We start from the raw sequence: 14,435 nt of genomic DNA, 5'->3' as shown, positions 1-14,435 counted from the left end.
GCTGCGCGCTACCTGGCGAAGCGAGTTCCCACGTGGGAGAACCACACACCTGCTACTCGCTTCGCGCACGAGCGAAGCGGAGCTGCGTGCTACTTTTCTCCCATCTGCCGGTTACCTTTTAACCATTCCCACCCAACAACCGAAATGGAGCAAGCAACTACCGCCCCCAAAAGCGGCAATATCTTCGACTGGCAGGTGCTGCGGCGGCTGATGGTGTATGTGCGGCCTTATCAGCGCGTCTTTTACTTTCTGATTTTCCTCACCATTGCCACTGCCGTGCTGGGCACCCTGCGGCCCTTCCTGATTCAGCGGATGGTGGACGTGACCATTGAGCAGGGCGACTGGCAGGGGCTTAACCGCATGTTCGGGCTGCTGCTGGTGCTGCTGGTAGCCCACGCCATTGTCAGCTACCTGCAAACGTACTTCGGGGGCTGGCTGGGCCAGTACATCGTGCGCGACATTCGGGTGGACCTCTACAAGCATATCCTCGACCTGCGCCTCAAGTTCTTCGACAAGACGCCCATCGGCCAGCTCGTAACCCGCAACATCTCCGACGTGGAAACCCTCTCCGACGTATTCAGCGAGGGGCTGGCGGCCATGATTGGCGACATTCTGCAGCTGCTGTTCATCGTGTCGTTCATGTTCTACATTGATTGGCGACTGACGCTCATCAGCCTCTCGGTGATTCCGCCGTTGCTGTTCAGCACCTACGTGTTCAAGGAGAAGGTGAAGAAGTCGTTTCAGGAGGTGCGCACGGCCGTGGCCAACCTCAACTCCTTTGTGCAGGAGCACCTCACGGGCATGAACGTGGTGCAGATTTTCAACAACGAGGAGCGGGAGCTGCGCAAGTTTAAGGCCATCAACCAGGAGCACACCCGCGCCAACATCCGCTCGGTGCTCTACTACAGCATCTACTTCCCGGTGGCCGAGGTGCTGGCCGCCGCCGGCGTGGGCCTGCTGGTGTGGTACGCCGCTCAGGGCCAGATTGAGGGTACCATCTCCAAGGGTGCCCTCATTGCCTTCATCATGTACAACGCCCTGTTCTTCCGGCCCATCCGTCAGATTGCCGACCGGTTCAACACCCTGCAGCTGGGCCTGGTAAGCACCGAACGCCTGCTAAAGCTGCTGGATAGTAAGGAGCTCATTGCCGACAACGGTACCTACGCCCCCGCCGACCTGCGCGGCGACGTAGACTTCGACCATGTGTGGTTTGCCTACAACGACGAGGAATGGGTGCTGCGCGACGTAAACTTCTCGGTGAAGGCCGGCCAGACGTTTGCCTTCGTGGGCGCTACCGGGGCCGGTAAAACCAGCATCATCAACCTGCTCAGCCGCTTTTACGAAATCAACCGGGGTACCATCCGCATCGACGGCCACGACCTGCGCGAGTACGACCTCAAGGACCTGCGCCGCCACATCGGGGTGGTGCTCCAGGACGTGTTTCTGTTCGCCGGGGCTATTCGGGACAACATCACCCTGGGCAAGCAGGATATTACCGACGAGCAGATCTGGGCCGCCGCCGACCTGGTAGGGGCCCGCCGCTTTATCGAGCGCCTGCCCGGCGGCCTCGATTACCAAGTGATGGAGCGCGGAGCCACGCTTTCCGTGGGTCAGCGCCAGCTCATCAGCTTCGTGCGGGCCATGGTGTACCAGCCCCGCATCATCATCCTGGACGAGGCCACCTCTTCGGTGGACAGTGAAACCGAGGAACTGATTCAGCAGGCTATTGAGAAGTTGATGCAGGGCCGCACCAGTCTTGTCATTGCCCACCGCCTGAGTACCATCCAGAAAGCCGACCAGATCATCGTGCTCGACCGGGGTGAAATCAAGGAGGCCGGCACCCACGAGCAACTGCTGCGTCATCAGGGCTTCTACGCCACGCTCTACCAGATGCAGTACAAGGACGTGCTGTCGTAGTTTGTGCCCCACTCGGGATGACATTCTGGTGTTTCTTTGCACCTCCAAACCGGCCTATTCCATCCGGCCTCCTACTTTCCGCAAAGAATGAATAAGATTTTCCTGGCCCTGGCCCTGCTACTCACCATCGGCTTTTCGGTGGCCTACTGGCGGATGGGAGGCTTTACGGCTCCCGTTGTTACCCTCGAAACCACCGCCCAGCCCTATTACGTGGCGGGCCGCTACTACGCCGGCCTAGCTCGCGACGAGGCTTTCGGCGACCTGACCCGGGAGGTGTACAACCTGCGCAAAGCCGGCAAGCTGCGCGGCGACTTCGGCAACATCTTCTACAACAGTCCCGAAAGCTCCCGCGACTCCGTAAGCCAGTTTGTGGGCGTCGTCACGCCCGATACTACTCAGTCCCTACCTGCCGGCTATCAGTACCGCACCTTCGCGGCCGGGCAGCACGTGCTGCACGCCCGCATCAATGCCAGCTATCTGGTCGCCCCCGATAAACTCTACAGCGGCGTGAAAAACACCGCTGAGGCCCAGAAGCTCACCCTCAAGCATGTGTACCTGGAGCGTTTCCCCGAGCAAGGCGAGCCGGAGGTGTTGGCTGTGGTGAAGTAGCTAGTTGCCACAAAGCAAATGCCCGCTTGAACAGGTATTCAAGCGGGCATTTTGTATATCAGTCACGTGGCTGGTTAACGGCTAAGGTAATAGGAAGCTCCCAGGTTCAGGTAGTTAAAGCCGAAGCTTGCACCAAAACTAGATGAGGTACCTGCATTTCCGAAATATCGTGGTTCAGAGGAAGTAGATCTGCCAGTGGTACGACTGTACCCAATACTACCGCAGGACAGTTCTAACCCTATTTTATCAATAGGAAAATACACCATGGTAGGAGTAACGGATATATAGATGTTTTCCTGACGAGACCGTTCGTGTATTGGTTCCGGCGTATTTACGACGGATGTGTATTTCCCTCTACCGTAAGAAGCACTGAGTTGCCCAAAAATGCCGAAAGTAGCTATGGGCATATAGTAGTAGCGGAGATAAGGAGCCACCTGAAGCGAGTTGCTGTGAGAAATCCGAAGATACAGATCGGATACCTGCGCAAGTGAATAAGGGTTCGTGCTTTTGCCTGAGTAATAGCCTATTGATAATCCAATGGCTAGATTATTTGCTATAAACAGGCCTACCTGAGGATCTACGTTAAACTGACGACTCTTTGTCTCTAATTTTTGCTGACTTGGTGGAATAGCCGGATCGTGAGTGGTTGTGGAAGAAGTCGTGCGATTGTAGCCTACGTTACCACCTAATAGTTTAGTACCCTTGGTAATCTGTGCTGCTGCCGACAAGGCTAGCACGCTTAGCCCTGTGGCCAGCAAAAATGAACGATGCATATAGTGGATTAAAAAAGACGATAAAAAAGTACTGGTTAATGGAACTTTTTAAAGCATAAACCGCACCAAGAATAGCAGACAAACAAAAAAGCCCGCCGAACCAAAGTTCAGCGGGCTTTTTTAGGGAGAGAATACCAGAGTCGGGGTGGCAGGATTCGAACCTACGGCCTCTACGTCCCGAACGTAGCGCGCTACCGGGCTGCGCTACACCCCGAAAATTAAATCGGGTATTCTCGGTGGCTTCGTCGAAAAAAGCCTCCGGGTGGGGTTCCCAGAGGCTTTTCGAGCGAAAAACTCATCAGTCGGAGTGGCAGGATTCGAACCTACGACCTCCAGCACCCCATGCTGGCGCGATACCAGGCTACGCTACACCCCGATGAATTGTGGTGCAAATATACGCTGCCCAAGTAATGCGACGCAAGCTGAAAGCGGTTTTTTTGTGGTAAAAACGATGTTGTAAGAGTGGGTAGCGCTGATGGTCACGGGTAGCAGCTTCATAGTCTGCTAGTTGCTGGTGTCAGGCATGGAGCAGCCCGCCACAATAAAAAAACCACTTGGCGCGTTTCTTGCACCGGAATTTTACCGTCAACTCTCTCGTTGACTAACCGATATGGCAGCGGAGTTTTGTATCTTTGATAGCCGTATCGTTCACTTACCATGCCTTAGGAACGCGTATGAAAACTTCTACATTTTTGGGTTGCTTGTTGTTGTTGATGCTGTGTGGAAGCATGGCGCAAGCCCAAACGGCCACCGCCGAAGCCGTGGCAACATCTTCCCTGATTACCGATAAGATGGCGGACCCCACGCCGAACAAGGATGCGTTGAAAGTGCGCGTGGAAACGAACCCGCTCACCAAGCGTCTCACCGTGCGCACCGATGCCAATGGGCCTACCCGAGTAGAGGTAAACGGCACCGATGGTCGCCCGGTGCTCACGCGCGACCTGATTTCGGGTGATGCCGCCGCTGTTCTGGACGTGAGCAACCTGCCGGCCGGTACGTATATTGTGCAGTGCACCGCTGGCGAGCGGCGCGGTATGAAACGGGTTATGCTGGGTCAGTAGCTTTCAGCTTCAAGCGGTTTTTCGATTTTAAAAGCTCCGGGCTGTTAGCTCCGGAGCTTTTTCTTTGCTTGGTAGGCACCACCTGCTAGTTATTCGCGTTATGCATAATCTGTCGTACTGGGAGCAGCAAACCTTCTTGCAAGGGGCTGAAGTAGTAATAATTGGGGGCGGCTTGGTGGGGCTAACGGCTGCCATTTACATTCGGCAGCGGCGGCCTGCGACGCGGGTACTGGTATTGGAGCGTGATGTGCTGCCCAACGGGGCCAGCACCAAAAACGCGGGTTTCGCCTGCTTCGGGAGCGTATCGGAATTGCTGGAGCAGGAGCGACGGGGCGGCACGGCAGCGTTGCTGAAAGTAGTGGAAGCCCGTTGGGAAGGCCTGCGCCGGTTGCGGGAGCTATTGGGCGATGAGGCCATTGGGTACCGCCCCGAAGGTGGTTACGAGTTGTTCCGGCCGGAAGAGGCCCAACTGGCAACCATCTGCCAACAAGCAATGGCCTACTATAATGAACTGTTAGCACCAGTAATTGGCGTTGCTACCATCTTCCGCGACGCTTCTTCCCGAATTCCGTCCCTGGGGCTCGGCAATACCCCCACGATGCTGGAAAATGCGGCGGAGGGCAGCCTCAACACCGGGCAGATGATGCTGGCGCTGCTGCGCCGGGCCTGGGCCGCTGGCGTCACGGTGTTGCACGGCTGCCCGGTACGGGCTGTGGAGGCGGATGCCGGGGGAGTGCAAGTAGAGCTAGATGGGCTGGAGCTAACGGCCGGGCAAGTGCTGGTGGCTACCAACGCCTTCAGCCAGCAGTTGCTGCCGGCGCTGGATGTGGTGCCCGGCCGCGGGCAGGTGCTGGTAACGGAGCCTATTCCCGGCCTGCACCTGCCCGGTACCTTCCATTACGATAAAGGCTATACCTACTTCCGGCAGGTGGGCGAGCGGGTGCTGCTGGGCGGCGGCCGCAACCTCGATTTTCAGGCTGAGGAGACCACCGAGCCCGGCCTCACCCCGCGGGTGCAGCAGTACCTGGAGCAGCTACTGCACAACGTCATCGTGCCCGGCCGCCGCCCCCGCATCGACTACCGGTGGAGCGGGGTAATGGCCTTCGGGCAGGAACTGGAACCGATTATCCAGCAGGTGCAGCCGAACTTGTTCGTGGCGGTGCGCTGCAATGGCATGGGCGTGGCCATGGGTGCCGGCAGCGGCTGGCAAGCCGCGCAACTAATGAGTAATTGATTTCCCGTCACTGCGAGGCGCAGTCGAAGCAATCTGTCCTGCACGGAGCACCAAGCCCCGAATAGCAGAAAGCCCCTGACGTCCGTACTGGTGTCAGGGGCTTTTGAGTAAGTCAGCGGTGTGCGTTGCGAAAAGGAAGGATTGTTTCGTCGTGCCTCCTGGCAACGACGGCTACGCTTCCTCGCTCTGGAGCTGCCGCTCGTACAATGCGCGGTAGAGGCCGTTGGGGTCCTGCATGAGGGCTTCGTGGGTGCCGTGCTGCACAATCTGGCCGTCGTCGAGCACCAGGATTTCATCGGCCAGCTTCACCGAGCTGACCCGGTGGCTGATGATGAGGCTGGTACGGTTGTGCATGATGCGCTGCAGCGCCCCCAGAATGGCGTTTTCGGTGTTGGTATCCACAGCCGAGAGGGCGTCGTCGAGGATGAGGATTTTGGGCTCTTTCACTAGGGCGCGGGCAATGCTCACGCGCTGCTTCTGGCCCCCCGACAGCGTAATGCCCCGCTCGCCCACCTTGGTATCGAAGCCTTCGGGGAAGCGCAGGATGTTTTCGTACACGTTGGCATCCTTGGCGGCCTGCAGCATGCGGGCCTCGTCGGGCTCATCCAGCCCGAAGTTGATGTTGTTGCGAATGGTGTCGGAGAACAGGAATACATCCTGGGGCACGTAGCCAATCTGCCCGCGCAGGGTGCGCAGCGACAGGTCGCGCACGTCCTCGTCGTCCACCCGAATGCTGCCTTCGGTTACGTCGTAGAGGCGGGAGAGCAGGGCCGCCACGGTGCTTTTGCCCGAGCCGGTGTTGCCGATGACGGCCAGCGTCTGGCCCGGCCGGATGCGGAACGACACGTTGCGCAGGGCCTGAATGCCGGTATCGGGGTAAGTGAAGGAAACATGGTCGAACACGATGTCGCCTTTGATGTCCAGCTCCAGGTTCTGGCGCGACACGATGTCCGTTTGCTGGTGCAGGAACTCGTTGATGCGGGCCTGCGAGGCCTCGGCCCGCTGCACCAGGGAGCTGGTCCAGCCCAAGGCCGTAACGGGCCAGGTAAGCAGGTTCACGTAAATCAGGAACTCGGCAATGCTGCCCGTGGTGATGGTGCCCCGGATAACTTCCTGCCCGCCAATCCAGACGGTGATGATGGTGCTCAGGCCAATCAGGAACAGAATCAGCGGAAAAAACAGCGAGTTGACAAAATTCAGGCTCAGGCTTTTCTGCTTGTATTCTTCGGAGGCCACCGCAAACTGCTGGCGCGAGTCTTCCTCCCGCACAAACGACTTAATTACGCGGATGCCCGAAAACGCCTCCTGCACAAACGTGGTCATGCCGGCCAAAGAGCGTTGAATCTCGTCGGATTTCTTCTCGATGAGGTTGTTTACGTAGAAGATGCTCACGCTCAGGATGGGCAGCGGCAGCAGGGTGTACAGCGTCAGCTTCACGTTCACCATGAACATGAGCGGCACGATGAGCAGGAATAGAATGACTAGCTGCATGAAGTACATGAGCGCCGGCCCGATGTACATGCGCACCCGCCCTACGTCCTCCGAAATCCGGGACATCAAATCACCGGTGCTGTGGCGGCGGTAGAAGCTCAGCGGCAGGCTCTGGTAGTGCTGGTAGATTTCGTTTTTCTGGTCGTTTTCCACGTGCCGGCTCATCACAATGAGCGTCTGGCGCATGAAGAACAGGAAGATGCCGCGCAGCAGGGCCATCACCAGAATGAGCACCCCATACAGCAGCACGTTGCGCCCGAACAGCTCATACACCTGGCTTTGGGCCCGGGTGCCGGCGTAGAGGTGGTACAGGTCGATGCCCTCGCCCACCAGATCAAACGCGTAGCGCACAATCTGGGCCGGGAAAATGGCCAGCAGCGTGCTCAGGGCTACAAACAGTACGCCCCCAAGGAAGTGCCACTTATAGCGGAGCAGATATTTATTGGTAGCGGAAAGTGCGTGCACGATGGAAAGAGAGAAAGTGAAAAGACGCAGCCAGCAAGGGTAGGGTTGTCAGGCAAGAGGCCCGTAAGTATTGTTGCGCTTCCGGGGAAAGCAGAACAGCTAAGGGCACTCTTTTACCATATTTTCAACGAGGCCGGATAAAAACTAGCAGGTTGGGTAGTAGAAAGTTAAAAGACTGCTAAACGGTTTCAGTGAGCCAAAAAAGCGGGTGGTAACAACTTAGCAGCCAAACGTCTAAACCATCGGAAAGACAACCTGTGAATGGCCGAAATCCGAAAATCGGCGTATTTTTGCACCCGCATTGCGGAAAGCACTCCGGCCGGAACAAGAGCTGTGGGTTTCATTGAACGACGGGAAAACAGCCACGAGGCGTTGCCATTCGTTTAACGAGGCACCCAGCGGACCCCGCTGCCGAGGCGCTGCCCAAAGGTACAACAACCACCCACCACCCACCTCTTTTTCCACCCCACGCATATGGTAGAGACGAACGTGCTGACCGAAACGTCGGTCTTTGGGCAAATTGCCGAGCACCAGCATGAGCAGGTAGTATTCTGCCACGACCACGAGACGGGTCTGAAGGCCATCATCGGCATTCACAACACGGTACTGGGGCCGGCCCTGGGCGGCACCCGCATGTGGCACTACACCTCCGAGGCCGAAGCCCTGAACGACGTGCTGCGCCTGAGCCGCGGCATGACCTATAAAGCCGCCATTTCGGGCCTGAACCTGGGCGGTGGCAAGGCCGTTATCATCGGCGACGCCAAAACCATGAAGACCGAGGCCCTGCTGCGCAAGTTCGGCCGCTTCGTGCAGAACCTCAACGGCAAGTACATCACGGCCGAGGATGTGAACATGACCACCAAGGACATGGAGTACATCCGCATGGAAACCAAGCACGTATCGGGCTTGCCCGAGAGCATGGGTGGCAGCGGTGACCCGTCGCCGGTAACGGCCTACGGCACCTACATGGGTATGAAAGCCGCCGCTAACAAAGCCTTCGGCTCTGACTCATTGGCCGGCAAGCGCATTGCCGTGCAGGGCGTGGGCCACGTGGGTACCTACCTGATGGAATACCTGCAGAAAGAAGGCGCCCAGCTGGTGCTCTGCGACTACTACGAAGACCGCGCCCTGGAAGCCGCCGCCCGCTTCAACGCCCGCATGGTGGGCCTAGATGAAATCTACGACCAGGACGTGGACATCTACTCGCCCTGCGCCCTGGGGGCCACCCTCAACGACGACACCATTGCCCGCCTGAAAGCCCGGGTAGTAGCCGGCTGCGCCAACAACCAGCTGGCCAACGAAGACGTGCACGGCCCCGAGCTGGTGCGCCGCGGCATCATTTACGCGCCCGACTTCCTCATCAACGCCGGTGGCCTCATCAACGTGTGCTCCGAAGTACAGGGCGGCAACCGCCAGTCGGTGATGACCCAGACGGAGCGTATCTACGACATCACCACCCAGGTGCTCAACAAAGCCGAGCAGGAAGGCAGCCACCCCCAGGCCGCCGCTACCCGCCAGGCCGAGGAGCGCATTGCCGCCATCGGCAAGGTTAAATCAACATATTAAGTTTCTGGTTTCTAGTTGCTGGTTTCTGGTTATCGTGCCAGCACCCAGCAACTAGAAACTAGTAACCAGCAACTAGAAACTCATAGAATGCTCAACCGTCGCACGCTCCGCATCAAGGTCATGCAGGCCCTGTACGCCTATCACCAGGCCGTCGGGTCCGATTTTCTACTCGCCATCGACCAGATTGCGGATGCCTTCGCGCCCGATTTGAACTCGCCCGAGCCCCAGGACCGCAAGCTGTTGCAGGGCCAGCGCAAAATGGCCGAGCTCATTTTCAAAGAGTGGCACAAAACCGGTCAGGACCTGGAGCCGACCGACGACAAGGCCGTGAACGAGGCGGTGCAGGATGCCATTAAGTTTTACCAGAAGGCCGTAGCCAAAGATGCCAGCTACTACGCTGGCCAGATGGTGTACGCCGCCGAGAGCATTCACACGCAGTACATTCACCTGCTCAACATCCCCGAGGTACTGCGGCAGGTGATTGAGGAGGAGCGCGTGCGCGACGCCCGCCGCTACACGGCCGCCAAGGAGCCCCTGCTCGACGCTACCCGCCTGCTGGAAAACCAGGCCATCGAGAAGCTGATGAACAACCTGCAGCTGCAGGACCTGACCATCCGCCGCTCGGCCAAGTGGCACGGCGAAGACGAGCTGGAAGCCCTACGCAACGCCTGGCGCAACGAGATGAAACAGGACGCGGAAATCCTCAGCTACCTGGCTGCCCCCAGCCACACCTACGAGGAAGACCAGGAAATCCTGAAGTACATCTACAAAACCTACGTGTTCAAGGGCGAAAGCCTGCCGGCCTACATCGAGGAAGACGACCTGAACTGGGAGGAAAACCGCCCCGTGGTGAAAAACCTAGTGGTGAAAACCATCAAGATGCTGGACGAGGCGGCCGATGAAAACATGGTGCTGATGTCCCTGTCGGCCAACTGGCAGGAGGACAAGGAGTTTGCTGAAAGCCTCTACCAGCAAACCCTGGCTGACGACGAGAAGTACGAGCAGCTGATTGCCGAATCGGTGCAGAACTGGGACGTGGAGCGCGTGGCCCTCACCGACAAGATTCTGCTGAAGATGGCCCTCTGCGAGATGCACCTGTTCCGGGCCATTCCGGTGAAGGTGACCATCAACGAGTACATCGAAATCAGCAAGATGTACTCCACGCCCAAGAGCAAGCAGTTCGTGAACGGTATTCTGGACAAGCTGGCCCAGGACCTGACGGCCAACGGTGCCATCCGCAAATCGGGCCGCGGGTTGCTGGACAACCAGTAGTATGTTTAGCTATTGGCTATCAGCTTGGCCAGCAGCTAACAGCCAATAGCTAGAGGTGGCCCCATATCTTCCGGCGCTTTTTTACGTAGTATTGGGCACTCCCAATTCTCACGTCATCATCCACCTGTACTCACTTCTAAGCAAGAAATATGAGTAGCAAGACCACTACCGGCATTCTGTGCTTCGCCGGCGGCGCCCTCACCGGGGCCGTAATCGGACTTCTGTACGCGCCCGAGAAAGGCCGTGAAACCCGCAGCTGGCTGAGCTATCAGCTGGAGAAATACCGCGAAACCCTGGCCGACCTCACCGAGAACCTGGTGACCAGCCGTGCCGACCAGGGTCCTAGCTCGGCTAAGAGCGAAGGCCAGCGCGTGATTCAGGACGCCAAGAGCAAGGCCGAACAGCTGCTCGGCGACGTGGACCAGCTCATCAACCAGATTAACTCCCGCAAAACAGTTTAAGTAATGCGACTCTGGTAAGAATGTGCTGATGTGACCTGAAACTTTCGGGGCACGTCAGCACATTTTCATTTTCTTCATTTTCAGCACCCGCCGGTAGGCGGTACCTTTGTGCAAAATTATGGGAGTGGCCTGCCTGGCCTCTCAAACCTCCCATTTTCTGCGAGCTGCTCTCCCCTCCGTCTGCCCGGCTCGCCTTCAGTAGCCCATTAACCCCAACTCAATAGCATGCATCTCATCACGCTCATCCCCGGCGACGGCATCGGCCCCGAAATCACGAAAGCAGTAACCGATATTTTCGCGGCGGCCCAGGTACCGGTGCAGTGGGAAGAACAGAACGCGGGCCAGACGACCTTCGACCAATCGGGCGAGCTAATTCCGCAGGCCCTGCTGACCTCGCTGGAGAAGAACAAAGTAGCCCTGAAAGGCCCCATCACCACGCCGGTAGGGAAGGGCTTCCGCAGCATCAACGTAACGCTGCGCCAGAAGTACGACCTGTACCAGAACGTGCGTCCCAGCAAAACTACGGCCGGCATCAAAACCCGCTACGAGGGCATTGACCTGGTACTGTTCCGCGAGAACACGGAAGGCCTGTACGCCGGCCTCGAAACGTGGGATGAACACCACGGTATCGGCGACTCTATTGCCCGTGTATCGGTAGCTGGGGCCCGCAAAATCTGCCGCGCCGCCTTTGCCTACGCTGCCAAGCACGGCCGCAAAAAGGTGACGCTGGCCCACAAAGCCAACATCCTGAAAGTGCCCGGCAAGATCATGCTGGATGCCGCCCAGGAGGCTGCCCGCGAGTTTCCCCAGATTCAGTACGAAGACAAAATCATCGACAACATGTGCATGCAGCTGGTAGGCAAGCCGGAGCAGTTCGATGTGATTGTGACCACCAACCTGTTCGGCGACATCCTCTCCGACCTGTGCGCCGGTCTGGTAGGCGGTCTGGGTGTGGTAGCGGGTGCCAACATCGGCGACGACATGGCCATTTTTGAGGCCGTGCACGGCTCGGCCCCCGACATTGCCGGCCAGGGCAAAGCCAACCCCACCGCCCTGTTGCGCTCGGCCCTGATGATGCTGCACCACATTGGCGAGCATGAGCAGGCCAACAAAATCGAGAAGGCGCTGGAGCTGACCCTGCAGGACAAAGCCAAGTGCACCGGCGACCTGGGTGGCTCGGCTTCCACCTCGGAGTTTGCCCAAGCCATCATCGACAACCTGGGCAAATAAGGGAGTTGCCAGTTGTGAGTTGCCGGTTGCCAGTGTTGTTTCAGAATACTGGCAACCGGCAACTCACAACTGGCAACTCATTGTTACCTTTAACGCCCTGAAGACCACCGACGGACTTCTTTTCCTGATTCTTATGAAACGTACGCTGTTTTCTGCCGTTCTGCTTTCCGGCGCGCTGCTGATGGGCGCCTGCAACAACAACAAAACCGCTGAGGTAGGCACCGAGGGCATGAATGCCGCCGCCGCCAACGCCAACGAGGCCGCTGCCAACCCCACCGTTGACAACCCCAACGTGACCAACGAAACGGAGGCTCCGAACCCAAATGCCCCGGTGATGAGCTTCGCCGTATCGGAGCATGATTTCGGTGATATTAAGCCCGGCGAAGTGGTAAAGCACACCTTCGAGTTCACCAACACCGGCAAGTCGCCGCTGCTGATTGAGAATGCCACGGCCAGCTGCGGCTGCACCACGCCCAACTGGACGAAAGAGCCCATTCAACCGGGCGGCAAAGGCACCATTGACGTGCAGTTTGACTCGCACGGGAAAATGGGCATGCAAAACAAAGAAGTTGCCATTCAGGCCAACACCCAGCCCAGCATCACCAAAGTGGTGATTAAGGCCAACGTGCTGAGCGACGGCCAGAACGGCCCCACGCGCTAAGCCCGCCGCGCCCTGCGCACTTTTTCAGCCGAAAGTTGAGGCGTGGCCGCATGGGCCGGGCTTCAACTTTCGGTTTTTTATCGGTTTCCCGTTTTTACCTGTATGCTGACAACTCTCCTGCTGCAAGCTGCCCCGGCCAGTGGCGGCTACACCCAAATCATCTTCATTGTGGGGATGGTGATTGTAATGTACTTCTTCATGATCCGGCCGCAGCAGAAGCGGCAGGCGGATGCCAAGAAGCTTCGAGCTGGCTTGGCCAAAGGCTCCAACGTGGTAACCATCGGTGGCCTGCACGGCAAAGTGGTGGACCTGAGCGAAGAAACTGTGACAGTGGAAGTGGATAAAGGCGTGCGCCTGCGCTTCGACCGCTCGGCCATTGCCCGCGAAGTAGCCGGCAAAAACGCCACACCCGCCAGCTAAGCAGGGCTGCTTAGCCTGCCCCCAGGATTAGTACCCCGGAGCGTAGCTCTGGCCCGCGTGAGAGGCTACCCGCCTTTTGCCGCAAGGCCGAAGCCGTGCTTCGGGGTACTCGTTCTTTAACCGCTGGGTTAGTACCTTGCCGGCAACTCATCAAGCTGCTTGTTGCCGTGTCATCTGTTCCTACCCGTTGGCTGCGCTGGTTCGTGGACCCATTTCTTGGGCAGGAGCGGAGCTATTGGCGGGCTGTAACGGCGTGCTTTCTGATTGCCAGTACGTTTTGGCTGCTTAATGCCCTCAACAAAACGTACACCACCCGCATTACTTATCCGCTGGCCTGGCGTTACGATGAAAGCCGGTTTATTCCGGTGCAACCGTTACCCACCGAGGTACCGGTAAATGTAACCGGCCGGGGCTGGAAGCTGCTGCGCCGCCAGCTGCTGCTGGACGTGAAGCCCGCCGAGCTGACGCTAAGCACCCCGGCAACCACGCGCTACCTCACGGCGCGCACCCTGCGGCCCGCTATGCAGCAGGCCATGGAAGGCCTGCAGTTCAACTACCTACTCTCCGATACCCTGTGGGTGGAACTGGACCGGCTGGTGAGCCGCCGGTTGCCCCTGTGCCTGAGCCCGGCCACCAACGGTCTGGCGCTGCCCTACGATGCCAAGTTTGAGCCGGCCCAGATTGTATTTCGGGGACCGGAAAGCAAAATCAGCACCCTCCCCAACCCATACCCGGTACACCTGCCTACGGCTCCGGCGGGCTCCTCTACCGGCGACATCCGGGTGCCCATTGGCGGGCCTGAGCTGGTGCAAACCAACGTGCAGGACGTGCGGGTGCGGCTGCTGCGCCGGCCCATGGTAACGGTGCCCGTGGAGGTGGTGCCCGAGCTGCTGGATGCGCCGCCGGGCCGCGCGTACCGTTTTTCGCCGGCCAGAGTGCGCGTGCGGCTGCAGTTTTTCCCGGAAGACACGGTGGGGTTCCGGCCTCAGCAGGTGCGGGTGCAGCTGCATTTCGGGCAGTTCATCAATCAGGATTCCAGCCTGCGGCCCTTCCTGGCCGAGAAGCCCGCCCAGGCCCGCGGCTACCTGGTGCTTACGCGCGGTGTACGGGTGCACAGCGAGTAAAGAGAGTTGAGTGATGAGTGCTGAATGATGAAATAGGGGTGCTGCGTTGGCGTACCTAGCAACGCTACACCATTCTTTCTACTTTCTTGCCTGGTAAGTGTCTGTATAATAGGCTTATGTCCTGCTTAATAACGCATCATTCATAACTCAA

13 protein-coding genes and 2 tRNA genes are annotated in these 14,435 nt (G+C 58.3%); 11 read left to right on the top strand and 4 right to left on the bottom strand.

What is annotated here, in order from left to right:
- Positions 1-144: 144 nt before the first annotated feature.
- Positions 145-1,917 carry an ABC transporter ATP-binding protein gene (locus LF252_RS19980; RefSeq protein ID WP_226271358.1) on the top strand — a complete coding sequence of 591 codons (1,773 nt, stop codon included), beginning with the start codon at positions 145-147 and terminating at the stop codon, positions 1,915-1,917.
- Between the two features lie 87 nt (positions 1,918-2,004).
- Complete coding sequence (locus LF252_RS19975; protein WP_226271357.1) at positions 2,005-2,526, top strand: hypothetical protein; 522 nt, start codon at positions 2,005-2,007, stop codon at positions 2,524-2,526.
- Between the two features lie 74 nt (positions 2,527-2,600).
- Here LF252_RS19975 and LF252_RS19970 read toward each other — a convergent pair whose 3' ends face one another.
- The 3 genes from LF252_RS19970 to LF252_RS19960 all read right to left on the bottom strand — a co-directional run bounded on the left by LF252_RS19970 (position 2,601) and on the right by LF252_RS19960 (position 3,675).
- Entirely contained in the window at positions 2,601-3,299 is a 699-nt protein-coding gene (locus LF252_RS19970) for a hypothetical protein (protein ID WP_226271356.1), read from the bottom strand.
- A gap of 140 nt (positions 3,300-3,439) precedes the next feature.
- A tRNA-Pro gene (locus LF252_RS19965) sits at positions 3,440-3,513 on the bottom strand.
- A gap of 88 nt (positions 3,514-3,601) precedes the next feature.
- Positions 3,602-3,675 (bottom strand) — tRNA-Pro (locus LF252_RS19960).
- 352 nt (positions 3,676-4,027) lie between these two features.
- Between LF252_RS19960 and LF252_RS19955 the strand changes: the two genes are divergently transcribed.
- On the top strand, positions 4,028-4,360 hold the full coding sequence (locus LF252_RS19955; protein ID WP_226271355.1) for a T9SS type A sorting domain-containing protein: 333 nt from the start codon (positions 4,028-4,030) through the stop codon (positions 4,358-4,360).
- A 100-nt stretch (positions 4,361-4,460) separates the two neighbouring features.
- On the top strand, positions 4,461-5,594 hold the full coding sequence (locus LF252_RS19950; protein ID WP_226271354.1) for an NAD(P)/FAD-dependent oxidoreductase: 1,134 nt from the start codon (positions 4,461-4,463) through the stop codon (positions 5,592-5,594).
- 171 nt (positions 5,595-5,765) lie between these two features.
- On the opposite strand, the gene LF252_RS19945 is transcribed toward LF252_RS19950, so the two are convergent.
- Positions 5,766-7,550 (bottom strand): ABC transporter ATP-binding protein, encoded by a 1,785-nt coding sequence (locus LF252_RS19945; protein WP_226271353.1) that lies wholly within the window; start codon positions 7,548-7,550, stop codon positions 5,766-5,768.
- A 474-nt stretch (positions 7,551-8,024) separates the two neighbouring features.
- On the opposite strand from LF252_RS19945, the gene LF252_RS19940 reads away from it, so the two are divergent.
- From LF252_RS19940 to LF252_RS19910, 7 genes are all read left to right on the top strand, one after another.
- Positions 8,025-9,116 carry a Glu/Leu/Phe/Val dehydrogenase dimerization domain-containing protein gene (locus LF252_RS19940; RefSeq protein WP_226271352.1) on the top strand — a complete coding sequence of 364 codons (1,092 nt, stop codon included), beginning with the start codon at positions 8,025-8,027 and terminating at the stop codon, positions 9,114-9,116.
- A gap of 87 nt (positions 9,117-9,203) precedes the next feature.
- Positions 9,204-10,388: a transcription antitermination factor NusB gene (gene nusB, locus LF252_RS19935; protein ID WP_226271351.1), complete on the top strand. Its 1,185-nt coding sequence runs from the start codon at positions 9,204-9,206 to the stop codon at positions 10,386-10,388.
- A gap of 149 nt (positions 10,389-10,537) precedes the next feature.
- Positions 10,538-10,849 carry a YtxH domain-containing protein gene (locus tag LF252_RS19930; protein WP_125420744.1) on the top strand — a complete coding sequence of 104 codons (312 nt, stop codon included), beginning with the start codon at positions 10,538-10,540 and terminating at the stop codon, positions 10,847-10,849.
- A 225-nt stretch (positions 10,850-11,074) separates the two neighbouring features.
- Complete coding sequence (locus LF252_RS19925) at positions 11,075-12,079, top strand: isocitrate/isopropylmalate dehydrogenase family protein (RefSeq protein ID WP_226271350.1); 1,005 nt, start codon at positions 11,075-11,077, stop codon at positions 12,077-12,079.
- Between the two features lie 133 nt (positions 12,080-12,212).
- Positions 12,213-12,740 carry a DUF1573 domain-containing protein gene (locus LF252_RS19920; RefSeq protein WP_226271349.1) on the top strand — a complete coding sequence of 176 codons (528 nt, stop codon included), beginning with the start codon at positions 12,213-12,215 and terminating at the stop codon, positions 12,738-12,740.
- 102 nt (positions 12,741-12,842) lie between these two features.
- A complete protein-coding gene (gene yajC, locus LF252_RS19915; RefSeq protein WP_226271348.1) occupies positions 12,843-13,160 on the top strand; it encodes a preprotein translocase subunit YajC in 318 nt (105 codons plus the stop codon).
- A 167-nt stretch (positions 13,161-13,327) separates the two neighbouring features.
- Positions 13,328-14,284, top strand: coding sequence for a YbbR-like domain-containing protein (locus LF252_RS19910; protein ID WP_226271347.1), 957 nt, complete (start codon positions 13,328-13,330; stop codon positions 14,282-14,284).
- The last annotated feature ends 151 nt before the right edge of the window (positions 14,285-14,435 follow it).

The organism is Hymenobacter pini, assembly GCF_020421205.1.
Taxonomy (GTDB): domain Bacteria; phylum Bacteroidota; class Bacteroidia; order Cytophagales; family Hymenobacteraceae; genus Hymenobacter; species Hymenobacter pini.
This window is presented reverse-complemented; position numbering and strand designations above follow the sequence as displayed.

What these genes read in the sequence shown, in the direction of transcription:
- LF252_RS19975 (WP_226271357.1), top strand. Translation starts at nt 2,005, where the DNA reads ATGAATAAGATTTTCCTGGCCCTGGCCCTGCTACTCACCATCGGCTTT.
- LF252_RS19920 (WP_226271349.1), top strand. Translation starts at nt 12,213, where the DNA reads ATGAAACGTACGCTGTTTTCTGCCGTTCTGCTTTCCGGCGCGCTGCTG.
- nusB (WP_226271351.1), top strand. Translation starts at nt 9,204, where the DNA reads ATGCTCAACCGTCGCACGCTCCGCATCAAGGTCATGCAGGCCCTGTAC.
- yajC (WP_226271348.1), top strand. Translation starts at nt 12,843, where the DNA reads ATGCTGACAACTCTCCTGCTGCAAGCTGCCCCGGCCAGTGGCGGCTAC.
- LF252_RS19930 (WP_125420744.1), top strand. Translation starts at nt 10,538, where the DNA reads ATGAGTAGCAAGACCACTACCGGCATTCTGTGCTTCGCCGGCGGCGCC.
- LF252_RS19955 (WP_226271355.1), top strand. Translation starts at nt 4,028, where the DNA reads ATGGCGCAAGCCCAAACGGCCACCGCCGAAGCCGTGGCAACATCTTCC.
- LF252_RS19940 (WP_226271352.1), top strand. Translation starts at nt 8,025, where the DNA reads ATGGTAGAGACGAACGTGCTGACCGAAACGTCGGTCTTTGGGCAAATT.
- LF252_RS19980 (WP_226271358.1), top strand. Translation starts at nt 145, where the DNA reads ATGGAGCAAGCAACTACCGCCCCCAAAAGCGGCAATATCTTCGACTGG.
- LF252_RS19970 (WP_226271356.1), bottom strand. Translation starts at nt 3,299, where the DNA reads ATGCATCGTTCATTTTTGCTGGCCACAGGGCTAAGCGTGCTAGCCTTG.
- LF252_RS19950 (WP_226271354.1), top strand. Translation starts at nt 4,461, where the DNA reads ATGCATAATCTGTCGTACTGGGAGCAGCAAACCTTCTTGCAAGGGGCT.
- LF252_RS19925 (WP_226271350.1), top strand. Translation starts at nt 11,075, where the DNA reads ATGCATCTCATCACGCTCATCCCCGGCGACGGCATCGGCCCCGAAATC.